Source organism: Streptomyces sp. TLI_146 (assembly GCF_002846415.1).
In the GTDB taxonomy this organism is placed as follows: Bacteria; Actinomycetota; Actinomycetes; order Streptomycetales; family Streptomycetaceae; genus Streptomyces.
This window is the reverse complement of sequence record NZ_PJMX01000001.1, coordinates 6,125,229-6,143,603: the sequence shown is the minus strand read 5'-3', so window position 1 is coordinate 6,143,603 and position 18,375 is coordinate 6,125,229. Positions and strand designations below refer to the sequence as shown.

The window sequence follows — 18,375 nt, the reverse complement described above, 5'->3', positions numbered from 1 at the left end:
CCGCGCTGCTCCGGCCGGAGGCCTTTCGCCCCTTGGGTCCGGGACCTTCCGCCCCCGGGGTCCGGGACCTTCGCCCCCACCTCCGTCCGGCGGGCGCTTTAGCCACCCGCAGAGGTATTGTCAAGAGGACGAGGCTGCCCCGTCGCGTTTTTTTCCTGCGCGGGAGCCGTCTCCAGGACCACCGCCCGGGACCCCCGCCCGAGCCGCCCACCAGTAACGACGCAGACAGAACGGGAGAGCACGCGTGACGCGCAGCGTGTACGTGACCGGGATCGACCGGGGAGACGGCCGCCAGGTCATCGAGCTGGGAGTCATGGAGCTCCTGACCCGCCAAGTGGACCGGGTGGGTGTCTTCCGCCCCCTCGTGCACGACGGCCCCGACCGCCTCTTCGATCTGCTCCGGGCCCGCTACCGGCTGTCCCAGGACGCCGCGACGGTGTACGGGATGGACTACCACGAGGCCTCCGCGCTCCAGGCCGAGCGCGGCACCGACGAACTGGTCTCCCAGCTCGTCGAGCGCTTCCACAAGGTCGCCCGCGACTACGAGGTGGTCCTGGTCCTCGGCACCGACTTCGCCGCCACCCAGCTCCCGGACGAGCTCTCGCTCAACGCGCGCCTGGCCAACGAGTTCGGCGCGTCCGTGATCGCGGTGGTCGGCGGCAAGGGCCAGCCGGCCGAGTCGGTGCGGGCCGAGGCGCGCAACGCCCACCGCGCCTACGAGGCACTGGGCTGCGATGTGCTCGCGATGGTCGTCAACCGGGTGAACCCGCAGGACCGCGAGGCCATCGCGGAGCGCCTCAAGGCCCGCCTCCCGGTGCCCTGCTATGTGCTGCCCGACGAGCCCGCGCTGGCCGCGCCGACCGTCGCCCAGATCACCTCGGCCCTCGGCGGAACGGTTCTGCTCGGCGATGACGCCGGGCTCGCCCGGGACGCGCTCGACTTCGTCTTCGGCGGCGCCATGCTGCCGAACTTCCTCAACGCCCTGACCCCGGGCTGCCTGGTGGTGACCCCGGGCGACCGCGCCGACCTGGTGGTGGGCTCGCTGGCCGCGCACAGCGCCGGGACGCCCCCGATAGCGGGCGTCCTGCTCACCCTGGACGAGCGGCCCGGCGAGGCCATCCTCAAGCTCGCCGACCGGCTCGCGCCCGGCACCCCGGTGGTCGCGGTCAGCGGCGGCTCCTTCCCCACCGCGCAGGAACTCTTCGCCCTCGAAGGCAAGTTGAACGCCGCGACCCCGCGCAAGGCGGAGACCGCGCTCGGCCTCTTCGAGCGGCACACCGACACCGCCGACCTGCTGGCCCGGATGTCGGTGGCCCGCAGCGGCCGCGTCACCCCGATGATGTTCGAGCACGAGCTGCTGGAGCAGGCCCGGGCGCACCGCCGCCGGGTGGTGCTCCCCGAGGGCGCCGAGGAGCGCGTGCTGCGCGCCGCCGACGTGCTGCTGCGCCGCGACGTCTGCGACCTCACCCTGCTCGGCGACGTCGAGGCCATCCGCAAGAAGGCCGCCGACCTCGGCATCGACGTCACCAGGTGCCAGATCGCCGACCCGCACACCTCCGAGCTGCGCCAGCGCTTCGCCGAGCGGTATGCCCAGCTGCGCGCGCACAAGGGCGTGACGGTGGAGCTCGCGTACGACGTGGTCGCGGACGTCAACTACTTCGGCACCCTGATGGTCCAGGAGGGCCTGGCCGACGGCATGGTCTCCGGCTCGGTGCACTCCACCGCCGCCACCATCCGCCCGGCCTTCGAGATCATCAAGACGAAGCCTGGGGGCACCTCCCAGGCCCTTTCAGGCTCTGGGGGAGCCTCGATCGTGTCGTCCGTCTTCTTCATGTGCCTCGCCGACAAGGTGCTGGTGTACGGCGACTGCGCGGTCAACCCGGACCCGAACGCCGAGCAGCTCGCCGACATCGCGGTCCAGGCGGCCGCCACCGCCGCCCAGTTCGGCGTGGACCCCCGGATCGCGATGCTCTCGTACTCGACCGGCACCTCCGGCTCCGGCGCCGACGTCGACAAGGTCCGCGAGGCCACCAAGCTGGTCCGCGAGGCGCGCCCGGACCTGCGGATCGAGGGCCCGATCCAGTACGACGCGGCCGTGGAGCCGTCGGTGGCCGCGACCAAGCTGCCGGGCTCGGAGGTGGCCGGGCAGGCCACCGTCCTGATCTTCCCGGACCTCAACACCGGCAACAACACCTACAAGGCCGTGCAGCGCTCGGCCGGCGCCGTGGCCGTGGGCCCGGTGCTCCAGGGTCTGCGCAAGCCGGTCAACGACCTCTCGCGCGGCGCCCTCGTCCAGGACATCGTCAACACCGTCGCCATCACGGCCATCCAGGCCCAGGCGCAGGCAAAGGGGCAGGAGACCTCCGCATGACCAGCACCGACCCGACTCCGTCGCGCGTCCTCGTACTCAACTCCGGCTCGTCGTCGGTGAAGTACCAGCTGCTCGACATGGCGGACTCCGCGCGGCTCGCGGTGGGCCTGGTCGAGCGGATCGGCGAGGAGACCTCCCGCCTGGTGCACACCCCGCTGACCGGGGGCGACAAGCGCGAGCTGACCGGCCCGATCGCGGACCACGCGGCCGCCCTGAAGGCGGTCTCCGAGGAGCTCGCCAAGGACGGGCTCGGCCTGGACTCGCCCGAGCTCGCCGCGATCGGCCACCGGGTGGTGCACGGCGGGCTGAAGTTCAGCGCGCCGACCGTCATCACCGAGGAGGTCATGGCGGAGATCGAGCGGCTCGTCCCGGTCGCCCCGCTGCACAACCCGGCGAACATCACCGGCATCCGCACCGCGCGGTCGCTGCGCCCGGACCTGCCGCAGGTGGCCGTCTTCGACACCGCCTTCCACACCACGATGCCGGAGCACGCGGCCCGGTACGCGATCGACGTGGAGACCGCCGACGCGCACCGCATCCGCCGCTACGGCTTCCACGGCACCTCGCACGCGTATGTCTCGCGCGAGACCGCGAAGCTGCTCGGCAAGGACCCCTCCGAGGTCAACGTGATCGTGCTGCACCTGGGCAACGGCGCCTCGGCGTCGGCGGTCCAAGGCGGGGTCTGCGTGGACACCTCGATGGGTCTCACCCCGCTGGAGGGCCTGGTCATGGGCACCCGCTCGGGCGACGTCGACCCGGCCGTCATCTTCCACCTGGAGCGGGTGGCCGGGATGTCGACGGACGAGATCGACACCCTGCTCAACAAGAAGAGCGGTCTGGTCGGGCTCTGCGGCGACAACGACATGCGCGAGATCCGCCGCCGTATCGACGAGGGCGACCGGCGCGCGGCGCTCGCCTTCGACATCTACATCCACCGGCTGAAGAAGTACATCGGCGCCTACTACGCGGTCCTGGGCAAGGTCGACGCGGTCGCCTTCACCGCCGGGGTGGGCGAGAACGCGGCGCCGGTGCGCGAGGCCGCCGTGCTGGGTCTGGAGGAGCTGGGGCTGGCGGTCGACGGCGAGCTCAACGCCGTACGGTCCGACGCGCCGCGGCTGATCTCGCCGGAATACGCGCGGGTGGCCGTGGCAGTGGTACCCACGGACGAGGAGCTGGAGATCGCGACGCAGACGTACGCACTGGTCCGGTCCGGAGCCTGAGCGGGACCGGGCCGGAGGCCACGACTGAGCGCGCCTCCGCCCATTTGTACATTCCACCAGACGGAATATTCCGGAGCGAAACAAACCGATAGGATCGCCTCATGCGCCGTTCCAAAATCGTCTGCACACTGGGCCCCGCCGTCGACTCCTACGAGCAGCTGACTGCTCTGATCGAGGCCGGTATGAACGTGGCCCGCTTCAACTTCAGCCACGGGTCCCAGGCAGAGCACCAGGAACGGTACGACCGTGTCCGCAAGGCCGCCGCCGACACCGGCAAGGCGGTCGGCGTGCTCGCCGACCTCCAGGGGCCCAAGATCCGCCTGGAGAAGTTCGCCGAGGGCCCCGTCGAGCTGGTGCGCGGTGACGAGTTCGTCATCACCACCGAGGACGTCCCGGGCGACAAGTCGATCTGCGGCACCACCTACAAGGGGCTGCCGGGCGACGTCTCCAAGGGCGACCCGATCCTGATCAACGACGGCAACGTCGAGCTCAAGGTGACCGAGGTCGAGGGCCCCCGGGTCAAGACCATCGTCATCGAGGGCGGTGTCATCTCCGACCACAAGGGCATCAACCTGCCCGGCGCGGCGGTGAACGTCCCGGCCCTGTCCGAGAAGGACGTCGAGGACCTGCGGTTCGCCCTGAAGATGGGCTGCGACCTGGTCGCGCTCTCCTTCGTCCGCGACGCCGACGACGTCAAGGACGTCCACAAGGTCATGGACGAGGTCGGCCGCCGGGTGCCGGTCATCGCCAAGGTCGAGAAGCCGCAGGCCGTCGAGCACATGGAGGGCGTCGTCATGGCGTTCGACGGTGTGATGGTGGCCCGTGGCGACCTCGCCGTCGAGTATCCGCTGGAGCGGGTCCCGATGGTGCAGAAGCGCCTCATCGAGCTGTGCCGCCGCAACGCCAAGCCGGTGATCGTGGCGACCCAGATGATGGAGTCGATGATCACCAACTCGCGCCCGACCCGCGCCGAGGCCTCCGACGTGGCCAACGCCATCCTGGACGGCGCGGACGCGGTCATGCTCTCCGCCGAGTCCTCGGTCGGCGCCTACCCGATCGAGACGGTCAAGACGATGTCCCGCATCGTCGAGGCCGCCGAGGAGGAGCTCCTCTCCAAGGGCCTCCAGCCGCTGGTGCCCGGCAAGAAGCCGCGCACCCAGGGCGGTTCGGTGGCCCGCGCGGCCTGCGAGATCGCGGACTTCCTGGACGGCAAGGCGCTGGTCGCGTTCACCAAGTCGGGCGACACGGCCCGCCGCCTCTCGCGCTACCGCGCGGCCCAGCCGATCCTGGCCTTCACCACGGACGCCGGCACCCGCAACCAGCTGGCGCTGAGCTGGGGCGTCGAGTCCTTCGTCGTCCCGCACGTGGACAACACGGACGCGATGGTCGACCTCGTCGACGCGGAGCTGCTGAAGCTCAAGCGCTACAACGAGGGCGACACGATGGTCATCACGGCGGGCTCGCCCCCCGGCGTCCCCGGCACCACGAACATGGTCCGGGTGCACCACCTGGGCGGCGGCCAGCAGGGCTGACGGCCCCTCAGTAGTACGTACGGGTTCGAGGGCGGCACCACGGGAGGAGTCCCGGGGGGCCGCCCTCGGGCGTCGGGGCGGCGGCACGGGAGGAGTCCCGGGGCCGCCCCCGGGCGCCGGGGCGGCGGCACTTTCCCTGTACGGGGCACGGCCCTCCCCCGTACAGGGAAACCTTTTACCGTCTCCGTTGCCCAGTCGCGGAGTGCCCGCAACAGGATCTACATATTCCGTGGGGTACGTTCGCGTTCATGCGTGCCCCGATAACTGTGCAGTTCAACCGCCCGCTGGCGGCCGTCGCCCTCACCGTGGCGGCGGCGGTCTCCGGTGTCGCCCCGGCGGCGGCGCACCCGGTGAAGCCGGGCACGCCGTCGCCCGGGAAGCCGAGCCCCGGGGTACCGCGCGCCGGGGCCCCCAAGCAGCCCCCGGCGTCCATGTCCACGCTCGGCGGCGAGCAGTTGGGCCGCCCGGGCCCGCAGACCGGCGAGGGCGCCCCCGCGCTGCCCGCCGGTCTCTCCGCGCTCTCCTGGATGGTCTCGGACGCGGACACGGGCCAGGTGCTCGCCGCCAACAACGCCCACTGGCCGCTGCCGCCCGCCTCCACCCTCAAGATGCTCTTCGCGGACACGGTGCTGCCGGCGGTCCCGGGCACGGCGAGCCACAAGGTGGAGCCGGCGGAGCTCACGGGCATGGGCGACGGCAGCAGCGCGGTCGGCATCGTCCCGGGCCAGACGTACCTGGGGGCCGACCTCTGGCGCGGCGTGTTCCTCCGCTCGGGCAACGACGCGGTGCACGTCCTGGCGTCGATGAACGGCGGCGTCCCGAAGACGGTGACGGACATGCAGGCGAAGGCGGACGCGCTGGGCGCCAAGGACACCCACGTCCGCAGCCCCGACGGCTACGACGCGGAGGGCCAGGTCTCCTCGGCGTACGACCTGACCCTGTTCCTGCGCTCGGGCCTGCGCAACAAGGACTTCAAGGAGTACTGCGCGACGGCGGACGCGAAGTTCCCGGGCGGCCCGAACACCAAGGGCAAGCCGTTCGGCATCTCCAACACCAACCGCATGCTGTCCGGCATCGGCGGCGTACCCAAGTACCCCGGCCTGATCGGCGGCAAGAACGGCTACACCACCCACGCCGGCAACACCCTGGCCGAAGCCGCCACCCGCGACGGCCACACGATCCTGGTGACGGTGATGAACCCCCAGGAGAACAAGCACGACAAGGTCTACACGGAGACGCGCGCCCTGCTGGACTGGGGCTTCACGGCAGTGGGCAAGGCAAAGCCGGTGGGCACCCTGGACGCCCTGAAGCCCACGCCCCCGCCCAAGCCCGCCGGCACGGCGGCGACGACCACGGACTCCTCCGGCATGGGCGTCCTGGGCTGGACGGGGCTGGGGGCGGGGGCCGCGGTGGCGGCGGGGGTGGCTTATGTGGTGTTGAAGCGGAGGCCGGTGAGGGTGCGGCGGAGGGGGTAGGGGGCGCGCCCGCTCCGGGCCACTTCCCGTGGGAAGCGGCGCATGAGGGCCTGCCCCCGGTCGCGCGTTTCCTCATCCCAGCCCCTAAAGGGTACGGCAGGTCTTCAGGTGATTGTCCCCCTCGCCGCCGAACAGCCGTGGCCCGCACCGGATATCGGTGCGGGCCACGGCTCAACTGCGGCTCCCGGATGGGCTTTTGTGCGCGTACGGCTACTCGGGGCTGCCGTCCGTGATGTAGTTCTGCAGTCCCGGGACCGTCAGCGTTCCGCCGAACTGGCCCGCCTGGTGGACCGTCGCGTTCGTGAAGAAGACGTACGGGATGTTCAGAGGCGGCGGGCTCTGCGGGCTGAACGTGATCGGGATGAGGCCGAAGAGGTTGCCCTTCAGCTCCTCCGTGTACATCGTCACCGTGCCGTTGCGGATCTCCGACGTGGAGCCCGCGCGCGCCTTGACGTGGGCGGTGGTCGGCTTGCCGTTCAGCTCCGGGCCGTAGACCAGCTGGTGCAGGTTGTCGATGTCCACCGACTTCGCCGTGAACTTCAGGACCTTCTTGATCTTGCCGCTGCCCGTCTTGACCTCGACGATGCCCTCGTAGTTCAGGCCGCCCAGCGTCAGCTTGGAGGTCTTGAGGATCCACGGCTGGTCCGGCAGCAGCGGGACGCCCGCGGCGAGCTTGGCGTCGGCCAGGGCCTTCGGGTCCGCCGTGGGACACGGGAAGGGCTGCTTGGCGCCGTCGGGGACCGCGGGGTCCTTCTTGGCGTCCAGGCCCTTGGCGTTGTCCGCCAGGTCCTCGACCTTCTGGCCCGCCTGCGCGGCCGCCTCGCGGATCGCCTCGGCCGTCTTGTCAACCGGCTTCGTGACCGGCTTCGTCGACGGCTTGGCCGTCGTCGTCTTCGGCGTCGGAGCCTTGGTGGTCGGCTTCGTCGTCGGCGTGGACGTCGCGGTCGACGACGGCTTCGGGGTCACCGGTGCCGACGACTTGCTCGGGTGTACGCCCAGGATGTCTCCCAGCACGTCCCCCAGGCCCAACGGGTCGAGCGGGTTGGTCGACTTGGTGGACGTGGGCGCGGGCGCGGGCGTCGTGGACGGCTTCGTCGTCGGCGCCTGCGTGGAGGTCTTCCCCGCGGGCATCTGCTGGCTCTGCTGCGCCTTGTCCGCCGACGGCGTCGTCGTCGGGGTCGGCTCCTTGTCCTTGTCCGAGGACGAGGGGGAAGCGGAGGACGACGGGCTCGGCGTCGGCTTCGACGACTTGCTCGACGACGGGCTGGGCGACTCGCTCGGCTGGTCGGAGCGCGTCACACAGGGGCCGGGCGCGAACGGGATGTCCGTCTTGTCGTCCGCCATCGCGAGCTTGGGCGTGAGGCTCATCCCGACGAACATGGCCGTCGGCATGGCCGCAAGGGCCATCGCCTTGCCCGCGGGCATGTGCAGCTTCGTCAGCAGCGACTTCCTCGGGGCCGCGTGGCGCGGCCCGCCTCTCCCACGGGAGTCGCCGCCTCCGGTCGAGCCCAGCTGCGTCTCGTCACCCCGCACTGTTCCTCCCGCCATTGGCGTCAACTGTCGTTTCCGTGGCGGCCGTTCCGAACTCCTCCTCGCGCGGGCCGGGGACACTGCCCTCTTCCGGGAGTGCGTCCGGCTCATCGCCCGAGGGGTCGGCGGCCTTGGCGCGCAGATCACGCCTTCTGGGCTTCGCGGGCACCCACGCGACTGCGAGCGCCCCGCCGAAGAGGGCGAACAGGAAGCCGATGACGAAGCCGCCGAAGTTCGCGACGGGCAGGGAGATCAGCGCCAGCAGGATGGCCGCGATACCGGCGAACACCCGGACGATGTGGTGGAACCACATCGTCACGCCCAGCGTCACCAGAAGTACGCCGATGATCAGCGAACCCGCCCCGGCCGTCGTCGACATGGCCAGCGTGATGTTGCCCAGGTGCATGTTGGCGTACGGGAAGTACATGATGGGCACGCCACCGGCGATGGTGAACAGCCCCGCCCAGAACGGCCTGCGGCCCCGCCAGGCACGGAAACGAAGTCGCCAGTAGGTGAACCCGCGGGAACCTGTGGTCTCGGCGCTCATGGAAAACAGCTCCCTGGTACCGCTGTTGCTGTGTGAAAGGAAGAGGACCCGGCGGCCGGAAGGGTCGTGCTCTCGCCGACCGCCGGGTGAGGCCTCTAGTGAGCCTTGGGCTTGAGCTGGCACTCGTTGGAGCCACCGGACAGCCGCAGCTTCAGGCCGTTGAGCTTGAAGCTGGCCGCCGTGGTTGCCCACGCACGCTGCTGCACCCCGTCCAGAACGACTTCCTTGGCGCGCTGCGCGAAGCCGTACTGGCTGGGGCTCTCGCCCGGCGTGCCCTTCTTGCCGGGCTGGATCTCGACACGTTCGTCGCCCGTGCCCTGACCCTCGCCCGCCGCGACGCCGATGTCGATGTTCTTGAACGTCGCGTCGGTGTCGAGCTCGGACACATCAAGGTAGATGTTGTCCGCCACGACGGGCTTGCCCGCCTCCGTGCCCGCCTCGATCTTCATCGTGACGGCCTTGCCGATGCCCGGGATGTCGAACGGGAGCGGCGTCACGACGGACTGGCACATATTGGTGATCTCGGCGTGGTTGAAGCCGGACACGACCACCGGGTGGTTCTTGCCCGCGCCGCTGTCGATCGACCCGTACTGAAGCATGTTGTGGCCGACCAGCTGGTCCGCCGTGACCTTGAAGTCAACACCGGACACACTGAACGAAGCCGCCAGCGCACCCTGGGCGAGCCCGATGCCTATCGCCGCCGTGGCGGCGACGCTCGGCACCATGACCAGCGCGAACCGCTTCCATCTGGTCCCGCCACGAACTTGGGACTCCATGACTTTCCTCCTTCTCGGACGTACATCTCCGGGACGGACCTTCGCAGGCTGTCCAGGGATGGGAGAAGTGCTACGTCCTCGGGAAGGAGCGCCCGAGTCTTCAGGCGCGTACCGCGTCCGAAAGCACCGGCGATCACCCCCGAGCGACAACCACTGGTCGCGCCTGACGCGTATCACGCACAACCTGCTGGACAGGCCCCGCCGGTGAGCGGAGACCCCCCTGTCCACGGTCGGCGACGGGGCCGCCGGCCGGCTCGGTGGGGACCCAGAAACGCGCAGCCCCGAGTGGCTGTCGGGCTGGTGCGTTATTGGACCGAGCGTGGCCGATCGTGGTCCATTCGGAGGAGGGGCGCAAGGGGGTTCGTTACTTGCCAGTAACGGAGGGATAACCGTGGCACGACAGCCCGGCATCGGGTCGCCACACTTCGTACCCCCAAGTCACCGGACAGAAGGGGAAATAGACGTCTCAATACGGACGTAAGAAGCAGTTCAATTTACTGCCAGTAACAGCGACCGCGTTTACCAAGTTTTGGTAAAACGCGGCCGCCGCTTGTCTCCGTGTCGCCAAATCGTCAGCCGCGTAGTTGCACGCGACGACAGCTCAGCGCCCCTGGAGCGGCCCGGAGACCGCGCCCCGGTTCAGTAAAGAACTCGTGCCAGCGCGCCCCGGGCCTTGGTCACCCGCGGGTCGTCGGTGCCGACGACTTCGAAGAGTTCGAGCAGCCGCAGCCGGGCCGCGTTGCGGTCCTCGCCCGAGGTGACCCGGGCGGTCTCGACGAGCCGGCCGAACGCGTCCTCGACGTGTCCGCCGACCAGGTCCAGATCCGCCGCGGCGATCTGGGCGGTGACGTCCGCGGGCTTCTCCGCCGCGTCCTTGCGGACCTGCTGCGGGTCCATGTCCTGGACTCGGCGCAGCAGTTCGGCCTGGGCGAGGCCGAGCTTGGCCTCGGGGTGGCCGGGGTCGTCGGCGAGCACGTTCTTGTACGCCTGGACCGCGCCGGCCAGATCGCCGGAGTCCAGGGCCCTGACGGCCGCTTCGAGCAGGGCGTCGTACGGACCGGCCGCGGGCGCGGCGGGGGCCTGCGCGGTGTCCGCGTCGGCGTCGACGGCGATGCCGGTGAGGCCGAAGCGCTCCTCGGCGACCTGGATCAGCTGGTCGAGGGTCTCGCGGATCTGGGCCTCGGGGGCGGCGCCCTGGAAGAGGGGCAGCGCCTGACCGGCGACCACCGCGAAGACCGCCGGGATCCCCTGGATCCCGAACTGCTGCATCAGCATCTGGTTGGCGTCGACGTCGATCTTGGCCAGCAGGAAGCGGCCGTTGTACTCCGCGGCCAGCCGCTCCAGGAGCGGGCCGAGCTGCTTGCACGGCTCGCACCACTCGGCCCAGAAGTCGATGACGACCGGCACCTCGGCCGAACGCTGGAGGATGTCGCGCTCGAACCCGGCCTCGTCGACATCGATCACGAGGGCCGACGGCGGTACGGCCGCGCCCCCGCCCTGACGGGCGGCCTCGACTCGGGCCTGCTCCGCCTTGGCCTTGGCCTCACCGGCCGCCTTCACCGCGGCGAGGTCGACGACGCCGCTCATGGACATGTTCCTAGGCTGCATGCGTACATCCTCCCCCTTCCGCGCGCGAGTGTGCTCAACCGGTGGCAGGATCCCGGCGCACCCGGGTCCCCACCCGGCGCCTGCGGCCCTGCGTGTACTGCTGTTCTGTGGTTGTCGCTCAAAGACCGCTGGAGTCTTTCGCTACGAGTCGTAGCGTAACTGGAGTCGGTACGGGAGCGCCCGGAGAAGGCCCCGAACGCGCCGTGATCTCTCCCACAGCGCATTCCTTACCGGCCGGTATGGTCGTACGTCATGTGTTCCGATTCCAGCCCCGGCAGAACCGCGCGCCCCGGCCGCCCCCGCAGCCCCGAGGCCGACGCGGCGATCCTGCTGGCGACCCGGCAGGCGCTGGTGGAACTGGGCTGGTCGAAGCTGACGATGGGGGACGTGGCGACCCGCGCGGGCGTCGCCAAGACGACGCTGTACCGGCGCTGGGCGGGCAAGAACGAGCTGGTCGTGGACGCCGTGGCGGTCCTCTTCGACGAGCTGGAACTCCCCGACCTCGGCAGCCTCGCGGCGGACGTGGAGGGCGTGGTGCTCCAGTTCGCGTCCATCCTGGAGCGCCCCGAGACCAAGACGGCGCTGATGGCGGTGGTCGCGGAGTCCACGCGCGACGACGCCCTGCGCGGCCGGATCCGCTCGGCGATCGTGGACCGCCAGAAACGGCTCGTACTGATCGGCCGCGAGCGGGCGCAGGTGCGGGGGGAGCTGCCGTACGAGGACGACGCGGTCGCCTCCGCGCGCCACGCCGACCTGATCTTCGATGTGGTGGCGGGGGCCGTGGTCCACCGGGCGCTGGTGAGCGCGGAGCCGGTGGACCGGGAGTGGGCCCGCGACTTCACCCTCCTGATCTGCACGGGCCTGCAGGCGACGGCCTGATCCCACCCTCGGTGGCTGCGCCCCCGAACCCCTTTGCGGTGCGGGGCGGTGGCGCGTTCGGCTGCGGACCGTGGGTGGCTGGTCGCGCAGTTCCCCGCGCCCCTCACATGCCGCTGCGCGGCTTCCTTGGGGCGGCCCGAAGGGGCGGGGTGGGGGCTACTCAGCCGGTCACACCGCGTACCCCGCCCCGAACGCCCCCAGATTCTCCTCAACCCACGCGGACGTCCGCTTCAAGCCCTCCCCCAGGGACATCTCCGGCTCCCACCCCGCCCACTCCCGCGCCCGGGAGTTGTCGGACAGGAGGCGTTCCACCTCGCTGCCCGAGGGCCGCAGGCGCGCCGGGTCGACCACGATGCGTGCCTCCCGGCCCGACGCCTCGATCAGCGCGGTCGCCAGGTCGCCGATCGCGATCTCGCGGCCGGACCCGAGGTTCACCACCGAGCCCACCGCCCGCTCGCACTCCGCCACCGCCAGGAACCCGCGCGCGGTGTCCGTCACGTACGTGAAATCACGCGTAGGAGTGAGCGAGCCGAGCCGGATCTCCCGTGCCCCCGCGTGCAGTTGGGCCAGGATCGTCGGGATCACCGCCCGCGCGGACTGCCGCGGCCCGTACGTGTTGAACGGCCGCACCACCGTGACCGGCAGCTCGAACGCGTGCCAGTGCGACAGCGCCAGCACGTCCGCGCCGATCTTCGACGCGGAGTACGGCGACTGCGGCTGGAGCGGGTGGTCCTCCGCGATCGGTACCGTCCGCGCCGTCCCGTACACCTCACTCGTCGAGGTGTGCACCAGGCGCCGCACCGCGTGCCGGCGGCAGGCCTCCGCGACGTTCTCCGTGCCGACGACGTTCGTCTGGACGTACGCGCCCGGCGAGTCGTAGCTGTACGGGATGCCGATCAGCGCGGCGAGGTGGAAGACGGTGTCGCACCCGGCGACCGCGTCCGCCACCCGCCCGGCGTCGCGTACGTCGCCCGCGATCATCTCGACCGCCGGGTGGTCGAGCAGGTGCGCCAGATGGCCCTTCTCGGCGTACGGCTTGTAGTGCACGAACGCCCGCACCCGCGCGCCCTGTTCGACGAGCAGGTCGACGAGGGTCGAACCGATGAATCCCTCGGCCCCGGTGACGAGGACGGTCCGGTCGTTCCAGTTCGTTTTCATGTTCATGTTCATGCTGCGTGCTCCTTCGTACGAAAAGTGGTCGCCCCCGCCAGCTCCAGCACCCGCGCCGCCAGCAGCTCCGCCGCCCGCGCGTGGGGGCCCGGATCCGCCGCCCCCGCCATCGCGGCGAGCCGCGCCGGGTCGGCGAGCAGCGGCTCGACGAGCGAGGCGAGACGGTCGGCCGTGGTCTCGGCGTCCGGGAGCAGCAGCCCCGCCCCGGCCTCCGAGAGCACCCGCGCGTTGTGCGTCTGGTGGTCGCCGGGCGCGTGCGGATACGGGACGAGGACCGCCGGAACCCCCGTGCTGGCCAGCTCCGCGACCGTCGCCGAACCGGCCCGGCACACCACCAGATCGGCCGCCGCGTACGCGAGGTCCATCCGGTCGAGGTACGGCACGGCCCGCGCGCCCCACAGCCCGGTCAGCCGCCGCCGGGTCTCCTCAAGGGCGGCGGGACCGGTCTTGATCAGCAGATGGACGTCGTCGCGCCCCTGCCACCGCCGGGCCAGCCCGACCGCCGCCTCGGTGAGCCGGGCCGCGCCCAGGCTGCCGCCGTTGACGAGCACTAGCCGCGCCCCGGGCGGCACGTCCAGCGCCCGCCGGGCCTCGGCCCGCAGCGACGGCCGGTCGAGTCCGGCCAGCGCCGAGGCGATCGGCATCCCGGTGGTGACGGCGTCGGCGCCGCCCGCCAGATGCGCCCGGCTGCGGTCGAAGGCGACCGCGATGTTCCGGGTGAGCCGGGCCGCGAACTGGTTGGCCCGCCCCGGCACAGCGTTGGACTCGTGGATCAGGCTGGGCAGTCCGGCGAGTCTGGCGCCGACGATGACGGGCGCGCTGGGATAGCCGCCCATCCCCACCGCGACCTGCGCGCCCTGAGCCCGCAGGATCGCCCGGCACTGCGCGCCGGACTTCAGCAGCGCCGCGGGCAGCAGATAGCGGCGGGCGCCGAGCGCCGGGTCGAAGGGGATCATGTCGACGGTGTGCAGCCGGTATCCGGCGGCGGGGATGAGTTCGCCCTCCAGGCCCCGTTCCGTACCGACGAACGAGATCACCGCGTCCGGGACGGCCCGGCGCAGCGCCTCGGCGAGCGCGAGCCCGGGGTAGATGTGGCCGCCGGTGCCGCCCGCACCGATCACGACAGAGAGGGTGTGCGCATGCCCCGAAGGTTCGCGGGGTGGCTTAAGAGGCTTCTAAGAGCGGCGTTTGGCACTCTTTGCCCATGAGCAGCAGCGCACACGCCCGGCCCCCGGCCCGCATCCTCGTCGTCGACGACGAGCCGGAGGTGCGGGCCGCCGTGGAGGACGGCCTCACCGTGGAGGGATACGAGGTGCGGGGCGCCGTCGACGGGCTCGCGGCGCTCGCCGAGATCGCCGCCTGGCAGCCGGACGCGGTGGTCCTCGACGTGATGATGCCGGTCCTGGACGGTCTGGCCGTCTGCCGCCGGCTGCGGGCGCTCGGAGACCGCACCCCCGTCCTCGTCCTGACCGCGCTCGACTCGGTGAGCGAACGTGTCGACGGCCTGGAGGCGGGCGCCGACGACTACCTGGTCAAGCCCTTCGCCCTGGACGAACTGGTCGCGCGCGTACGGGCGTTGCTGCGCCGGGCCGCCCCCGAGGAGCCGGACCCCGAACGGCTGGTCTTCGCGGACCTGGTCCTCGACCCGGCCACCCGGACCGGCCACCGCGCCGGACGCCCCCTGGAGTTCAGCCGCACCGAGTCCGCCCTGCTCGAACTGCTGATGCGCCACCCCGGCCAGGTCCTGCCGCGCGAGATGATCCTGGAACTCGTCTGGGGCCGCGACTTCGGCCCGGACTCCAACTCCCTCGCCGTGTACGTGGGTTATCTGCGCCGCAAACTGGAGGCGGGCGGCGAGCCCCGGCTCGTCCACACCGTCCACGGCGTCGGCTACCGCCTGGACACCGCGTGAGCGCGCGCCGTCGGCGCGCGCCGACGAGACCCGCCGGACAGGCCCTAGGCGCCCGCTGGCGGCGCAGGCGCCCGCTGCGCACCCGGCTCGCCGTGGCCGCCTCGGCGGCGGTGGCGCTGGTCGCGCTCGGTGTCTGCGCGGCCGCGTTCTTCGTGATCCGCTACGAGCTGTTCCACCAGCTCGACCTGAACCTCACCCAGTCCGCGACCCTGGCCGCCCAGCAGAACCGGGGGGCCGCACCCGGCGTGATCAACGGCGAGTGCCGCTTCCTCGCCGCCCCGGCCTGCGCCCAGATCGTCCCGAGGGACCGGGCGAAGGACCCCGCGAAGCCCTATCTCCTGCCGGTCCCGCCCCAGGCCCGCGAGGTCGCGGCCGGGCAGCGCCGCCCGTACTTCACCAACATCCACGTCTCCGGCCACCCGGCCCGCATGCTCACCACCACGCTGCCGCGCGGCGAGGCGCTCCAGGTCGCCCTGCGGGCGGACACCGTGGAGGAGGGCGTACGCCAGGCGGCCCGGCTGCTCGCCGGGGTCGGCGCGGCGGGGGTGCTGCTCGCCGCCGGGCTCGGCTACTGGGTCTCGCGCACCGGCCTCGCCCCGGTCGCCCGGCTCACCGCGACCGCCGAGCACATCGCGGCCACCCGCGACCCCAGCCACCGCATCGAACTGCCGCCGGGCCCGCTGGGCAAGGAGGACGAGGTGACCCGGCTCGCCGCGTCCTTCAACACCATGCTGGGCGAGCTGGAGCAGTCGGTGACCGCCCAGCGCCGACTGGTCGCGGACGCCTCCCACGAGCTGCGCACGCCGCTCACCGCGCTGCGCACCAACGCCGAACTCCTGGCGCGGGCCGACCGCCTGACGGAGGCTCAGCGCACCCGGGCGTCCTCGGCGCTCGGTCGTCAGATCCGCGAGGTCACGGTCATGGTCAACGACCTGATCGACCTGGCCAGGGACGAGGAGCCGACCCCGCTCCTGGAGGAGGTGCGCCTCGCCCCGCTGGTGGCCCACACGGTGGACACGGCCCGCGCGCACTGGCCGTCCACGCCGTTCCGCCTCGACCTGGCGGACGCCTCCGCCACGCTCCCCGGCGTCCCGGCCCGGCTGGCCCGGCTGCTGTCCAACCTCCTGGACAACGCGGCGAAGTTCAGCCCGCCGGGAGCGCCGGTCGAAGTGACCTTGTCCGTCGGCGGGTTGACGGTACGGGACCACGGCCCCGGCATCGCGGAGGAGGACCTGCCGTACGTCTTCGACCGCTTCTACCGCGCGGACCGGGCGCGCGCGCTGCCCGGCTCGGGTCTGGGCCTGGCGATGGCCCGCCAGATCGCCCGTGCGCACGGGGCGGAACTGTCGGTCCGGAATGCGGCGGGCGGGGGTGCGGAGTTCGCGGTGACGTGGTCCCCGTAACCCCGCGCCCCGCGCCCCTGAAACCCTCGTTCGCCTGCGGACCGTGCGTGGCTGGTCGCGCAGTTCCCCGCGCCCCTTAAGGGTTTGGCCGCAGCCGGAGAACCCGGCTCAGCCACAGGCCTTTAGGGGCGCGGGGAACTGCGCGACCAGTTGGGGACGACCCGCGGACAACGAACCACCTAGGGGCGCGGGGAACTGCGCGATCAGCCACAGACGGCTAGGCGCTAGAAGCCCGCCGGCTCCACGTAGATGCCCCACTCCTCACGGAGCACCCCGCAGATCTCCCCCAGCGTCGCCTCCGCCCGCACCGCGTCCAGCATCGGCGCGATCATGTTCGACCCGTCGCGCGCGGCGGACAGCATCGCGTCCAGAGCGGACTGAACCCGCGCCGAGTCACGCCCGCTCTTGCGGTCCGCCAGGACACGGACCTGCTCCCGCTCCACCTCGTGGCTGACCCGCAGGATCTCCAGGTCACCGGTGACGGAGCCGTGGTGCACATTGACGCCCACGACCCGCTTGTCCCCCTTCTCCAGGGACTGCTGGTACTGGAACGCCGACTCGGCGATCTCCCCGGTGAACCAGCCGTCCTCGATCCCGCGCAGGATGCCCGAGGTGATCGGCCCGATCGGGTGCTGCCCGTCGGGGTGCGCCCGGCGCCCGCGCTCCTTGATCTGGTCGAAGATCTTCTCGGCGTCCGCCTCGATCCGGTCGGTGAGCTGTTCCACGTACCAGGCGCCGCCGAGCGGGTCGGCCACGTTGGCCACACCCGTCTCCTCCATGATCACCTGCTGGGTGCGCAGGGCGATCTCGGCCGCCTGCTCGCTGGGCAGGGCGAGCGTCTCGTCCAGCGCGTTGGTGTGCAGCGAGTTGGTGCCGCCGAGGATCGCGGAGAGCGCCTCCACCGCCGTCCGTACAACGTTGTTGTACGGCTGCTGGGCGGTCAGCGAGACACCGGCCGTCTGGGTGTGGAAGCGCAGCCACTGCGCCTTGTCGGACTTCGCCCCGTACACCTCCTTCATCCAGCGGGCCCAGATCCGGCGCGCGGCGCGGAACTTGGCGATCTCCTCGAAGAAGTCGAGGTGCGCGTCGAAGAAGAAGGAGAGGCCGGGCGCGAAGACGTCCACGTCCAGACCGCGCGAGAGGCCCAGCTCCACGTACCCGAAGCCGTCGGCCAGGGTGTACGCCAGCTCCTGCGCGGCCGTGGCCCCGGCCTCGCGGATGTGGTAGCCGGAGACGGACAGCGGCTTGTAGGCGGGGATCCCGGCGGCGCAGTGCTCCATCAGGTCGCCGATGAGACGCAGGTGCGGCTCGGGCTGGAAGAGCCACTCCTTCTGCGCGATGTACTCCTTGAAGATGTCGGTCTGGAGCGTGCCGTTGAGGATGCCCGGGTCGACGCCCTGCCGCTCGGCGGCGACCAGGTACATGCAGAACACCGGCACGGCGGGACCGCTGATCGTCATCGACGTGGTGACGTCGCCGAGCGGGATGTCCTTGAACAGGACCTCCATGTCGGCGGCCGAGTCGATGGCGACGCCGCAGTGGCCGACCTCGCCCAGCGCGCGCGGGTCGTCGGAGTCGCGGCCCATCAGGGTCGGCATGTCGAAGGCGACGGAGAGGCCGCCGCCGCCCGCCTTGAGGATCATCTTGTAGCGCTCGTTGGTCTGCTCGGCGTTGCCGAACCCGGCGAACTGCCGGATCGTCCAGGTCCGGCCCCGGTAGCCGGTCGCGTGCAGACCCCGGGTGTACGGGTACTCGCCGGGCCATCCGATCCGCTCGAAGCCCTCGTAGGTGTCGCCGGGACGGGGCCCGTAGACGGGCTCGACCGGGTCCCCGGAGAGCGTGGTGAAGTCCGCGTCCCGCTTGCGGGCCTTGTCGTAACGGGCCTGCCAGCGTCGGCGGCCCTCCTCGATGGCGTCAGCGTCCATACCTTCGAATTTACTAGGACGTCCTAG

The 18,375-nt window shown here is 71.4% G+C and carries 14 protein-coding genes; 7 read left to right on the top strand and 7 right to left on the bottom strand.

Annotated elements, in window-relative coordinates; genetic code table 11:
- Window positions 1-244 precede the first annotated feature (244 nt).
- The 4 genes from pta (at window position 245) to BX283_RS27605 (ending at window position 6,598) form a co-directional block, all read left to right on the top strand.
- Window positions 245-2,371: a phosphate acetyltransferase gene (pta, locus tag BX283_RS27620; protein WP_101390197.1), complete on the top strand. Its 2,127-nt coding sequence runs from the start codon at window positions 245-247 to the stop codon at window positions 2,369-2,371.
- Window positions 2,368-3,591: an acetate kinase gene (locus BX283_RS27615; protein WP_101390196.1), complete on the top strand. Its 1,224-nt coding sequence runs from the start codon at window positions 2,368-2,370 to the stop codon at window positions 3,589-3,591. The genes pta and BX283_RS27615 overlap by 4 nt, the downstream gene beginning before the upstream one ends.
- A 101-nt stretch (window positions 3,592-3,692) precedes the next feature.
- Window positions 3,693-5,123 (top strand): pyruvate kinase, encoded by a 1,431-nt coding sequence (gene pyk / locus BX283_RS27610; RefSeq protein ID WP_101390195.1) that lies wholly within the window; start codon window positions 3,693-3,695, stop codon window positions 5,121-5,123.
- A 248-nt stretch (window positions 5,124-5,371) separates the two neighbouring features.
- Window positions 5,372-6,598, top strand: coding sequence for a D-alanyl-D-alanine carboxypeptidase family protein (locus tag BX283_RS27605; RefSeq protein ID WP_101390194.1), 1,227 nt, complete (start codon window positions 5,372-5,374; stop codon window positions 6,596-6,598).
- 210 nt (window positions 6,599-6,808) lie between these two features.
- On the opposite strand, the gene BX283_RS40765 is transcribed toward BX283_RS27605, so the two are convergent.
- From BX283_RS40765 to BX283_RS27580, 4 genes are all read right to left on the bottom strand, one after another.
- Entirely contained in the window at window positions 6,809-8,131 is a 1,323-nt protein-coding gene (locus BX283_RS40765; RefSeq protein WP_180357488.1) for a hypothetical protein, read from the bottom strand.
- Window positions 8,121-8,675, bottom strand: a complete 555-nt coding sequence (locus BX283_RS27595; RefSeq protein ID WP_101390193.1) for a DUF6114 domain-containing protein — start codon at window positions 8,673-8,675, stop codon at window positions 8,121-8,123. The genes BX283_RS40765 and BX283_RS27595 overlap by 11 nt, the downstream gene beginning before the upstream one ends.
- A 95-nt stretch (window positions 8,676-8,770) precedes the next feature.
- Window positions 8,771-9,451 (bottom strand): DUF6230 family protein, encoded by a 681-nt coding sequence (locus BX283_RS27590; protein ID WP_101390192.1) that lies wholly within the window; start codon window positions 9,449-9,451, stop codon window positions 8,771-8,773.
- Window positions 9,452-10,090: 639 nt separating this feature from the next.
- The gene (locus BX283_RS27580; RefSeq protein WP_101390191.1) at window positions 10,091-11,059 is read right to left on the bottom strand and encodes a tetratricopeptide repeat protein; all 969 of its coding nucleotides are present in this window, start codon (window positions 11,057-11,059) and stop codon (window positions 10,091-10,093) included.
- Between the two features lie 252 nt (window positions 11,060-11,311).
- Between BX283_RS27580 and BX283_RS27575 the strand changes: the two genes are divergently transcribed.
- Entirely contained in the window at window positions 11,312-11,938 is a 627-nt protein-coding gene (locus tag BX283_RS27575) for a TetR/AcrR family transcriptional regulator (RefSeq protein ID WP_101390190.1), read from the top strand.
- Between the two features lie 168 nt (window positions 11,939-12,106).
- Here the strand turns inward: BX283_RS27575 and BX283_RS27570 are convergent, their stop codons facing one another.
- Both BX283_RS27570 and BX283_RS27565 read right to left on the bottom strand, forming a co-directional pair.
- Window positions 12,107-13,108 (bottom strand): SDR family NAD(P)-dependent oxidoreductase, encoded by a 1,002-nt coding sequence (locus BX283_RS27570; protein WP_373979298.1) that lies wholly within the window; start codon window positions 13,106-13,108, stop codon window positions 12,107-12,109.
- Entirely contained in the window at window positions 13,105-14,229 is a 1,125-nt protein-coding gene (locus BX283_RS27565; protein ID WP_101390189.1) for a glycosyltransferase, read from the bottom strand. The genes BX283_RS27570 and BX283_RS27565 overlap by 4 nt, the downstream gene beginning before the upstream one ends.
- A gap of 83 nt (window positions 14,230-14,312) precedes the next feature.
- Here BX283_RS27565 and BX283_RS27560 point away from each other — a divergent pair, with 83 nt between their 5' ends.
- Both BX283_RS27560 and BX283_RS27555 read left to right on the top strand, forming a co-directional pair.
- The gene (locus BX283_RS27560) at window positions 14,313-15,020 is read left to right on the top strand and encodes a response regulator transcription factor (protein ID WP_101390188.1); all 708 of its coding nucleotides are present in this window, start codon (window positions 14,313-14,315) and stop codon (window positions 15,018-15,020) included.
- On the top strand, window positions 15,017-16,423 hold the full coding sequence (locus BX283_RS27555; RefSeq protein ID WP_373979297.1) for a sensor histidine kinase: 1,407 nt from the start codon (window positions 15,017-15,019) through the stop codon (window positions 16,421-16,423). Before BX283_RS27560 ends, BX283_RS27555 begins: the two co-directional genes overlap by 4 nt.
- 224 nt (window positions 16,424-16,647) lie before the next feature.
- Here BX283_RS27555 and BX283_RS27550 read toward each other — a convergent pair whose 3' ends face one another.
- Complete coding sequence (locus BX283_RS27550) at window positions 16,648-18,348, bottom strand: methylmalonyl-CoA mutase (RefSeq protein ID WP_101390187.1); 1,701 nt, start codon at window positions 18,346-18,348, stop codon at window positions 16,648-16,650.
- Window positions 18,349-18,375: the final 27 nt, after the last annotated feature.

Coding starts and splice junctions, on each gene's coding strand:
- BX283_RS27615 (WP_101390196.1), top strand. CDS start 2,368: ATGACCAGCACCGACCCGACTCCGTCGCGCGTCCTCGTACTCAACTCC.
- pyk (WP_101390195.1), top strand. CDS start 3,693: ATGCGCCGTTCCAAAATCGTCTGCACACTGGGCCCCGCCGTCGACTCC.
- BX283_RS27605 (WP_101390194.1), top strand. CDS start 5,372: ATGCGTGCCCCGATAACTGTGCAGTTCAACCGCCCGCTGGCGGCCGTC.
- BX283_RS27595 (WP_101390193.1), bottom strand. CDS start 8,675: ATGAGCGCCGAGACCACAGGTTCCCGCGGGTTCACCTACTGGCGACTT.
- BX283_RS27590 (WP_101390192.1), bottom strand. CDS start 9,451: ATGGAGTCCCAAGTTCGTGGCGGGACCAGATGGAAGCGGTTCGCGCTG.
- BX283_RS27580 (WP_101390191.1), bottom strand. CDS start 11,059: ATGCAGCCTAGGAACATGTCCATGAGCGGCGTCGTCGACCTCGCCGCG.
- BX283_RS27575 (WP_101390190.1), top strand. CDS start 11,312: ATGTGTTCCGATTCCAGCCCCGGCAGAACCGCGCGCCCCGGCCGCCCC.
- BX283_RS27570 (WP_373979298.1), bottom strand. CDS start 13,108: ATGAACATGAACATGAAAACGAACTGGAACGACCGGACCGTCCTCGTC.
- BX283_RS27560 (WP_101390188.1), top strand. CDS start 14,313: ATGAGCAGCAGCGCACACGCCCGGCCCCCGGCCCGCATCCTCGTCGTC.
- BX283_RS27550 (WP_101390187.1), bottom strand. CDS start 18,348: ATGGACGCTGACGCCATCGAGGAGGGCCGCCGACGCTGGCAGGCCCGT.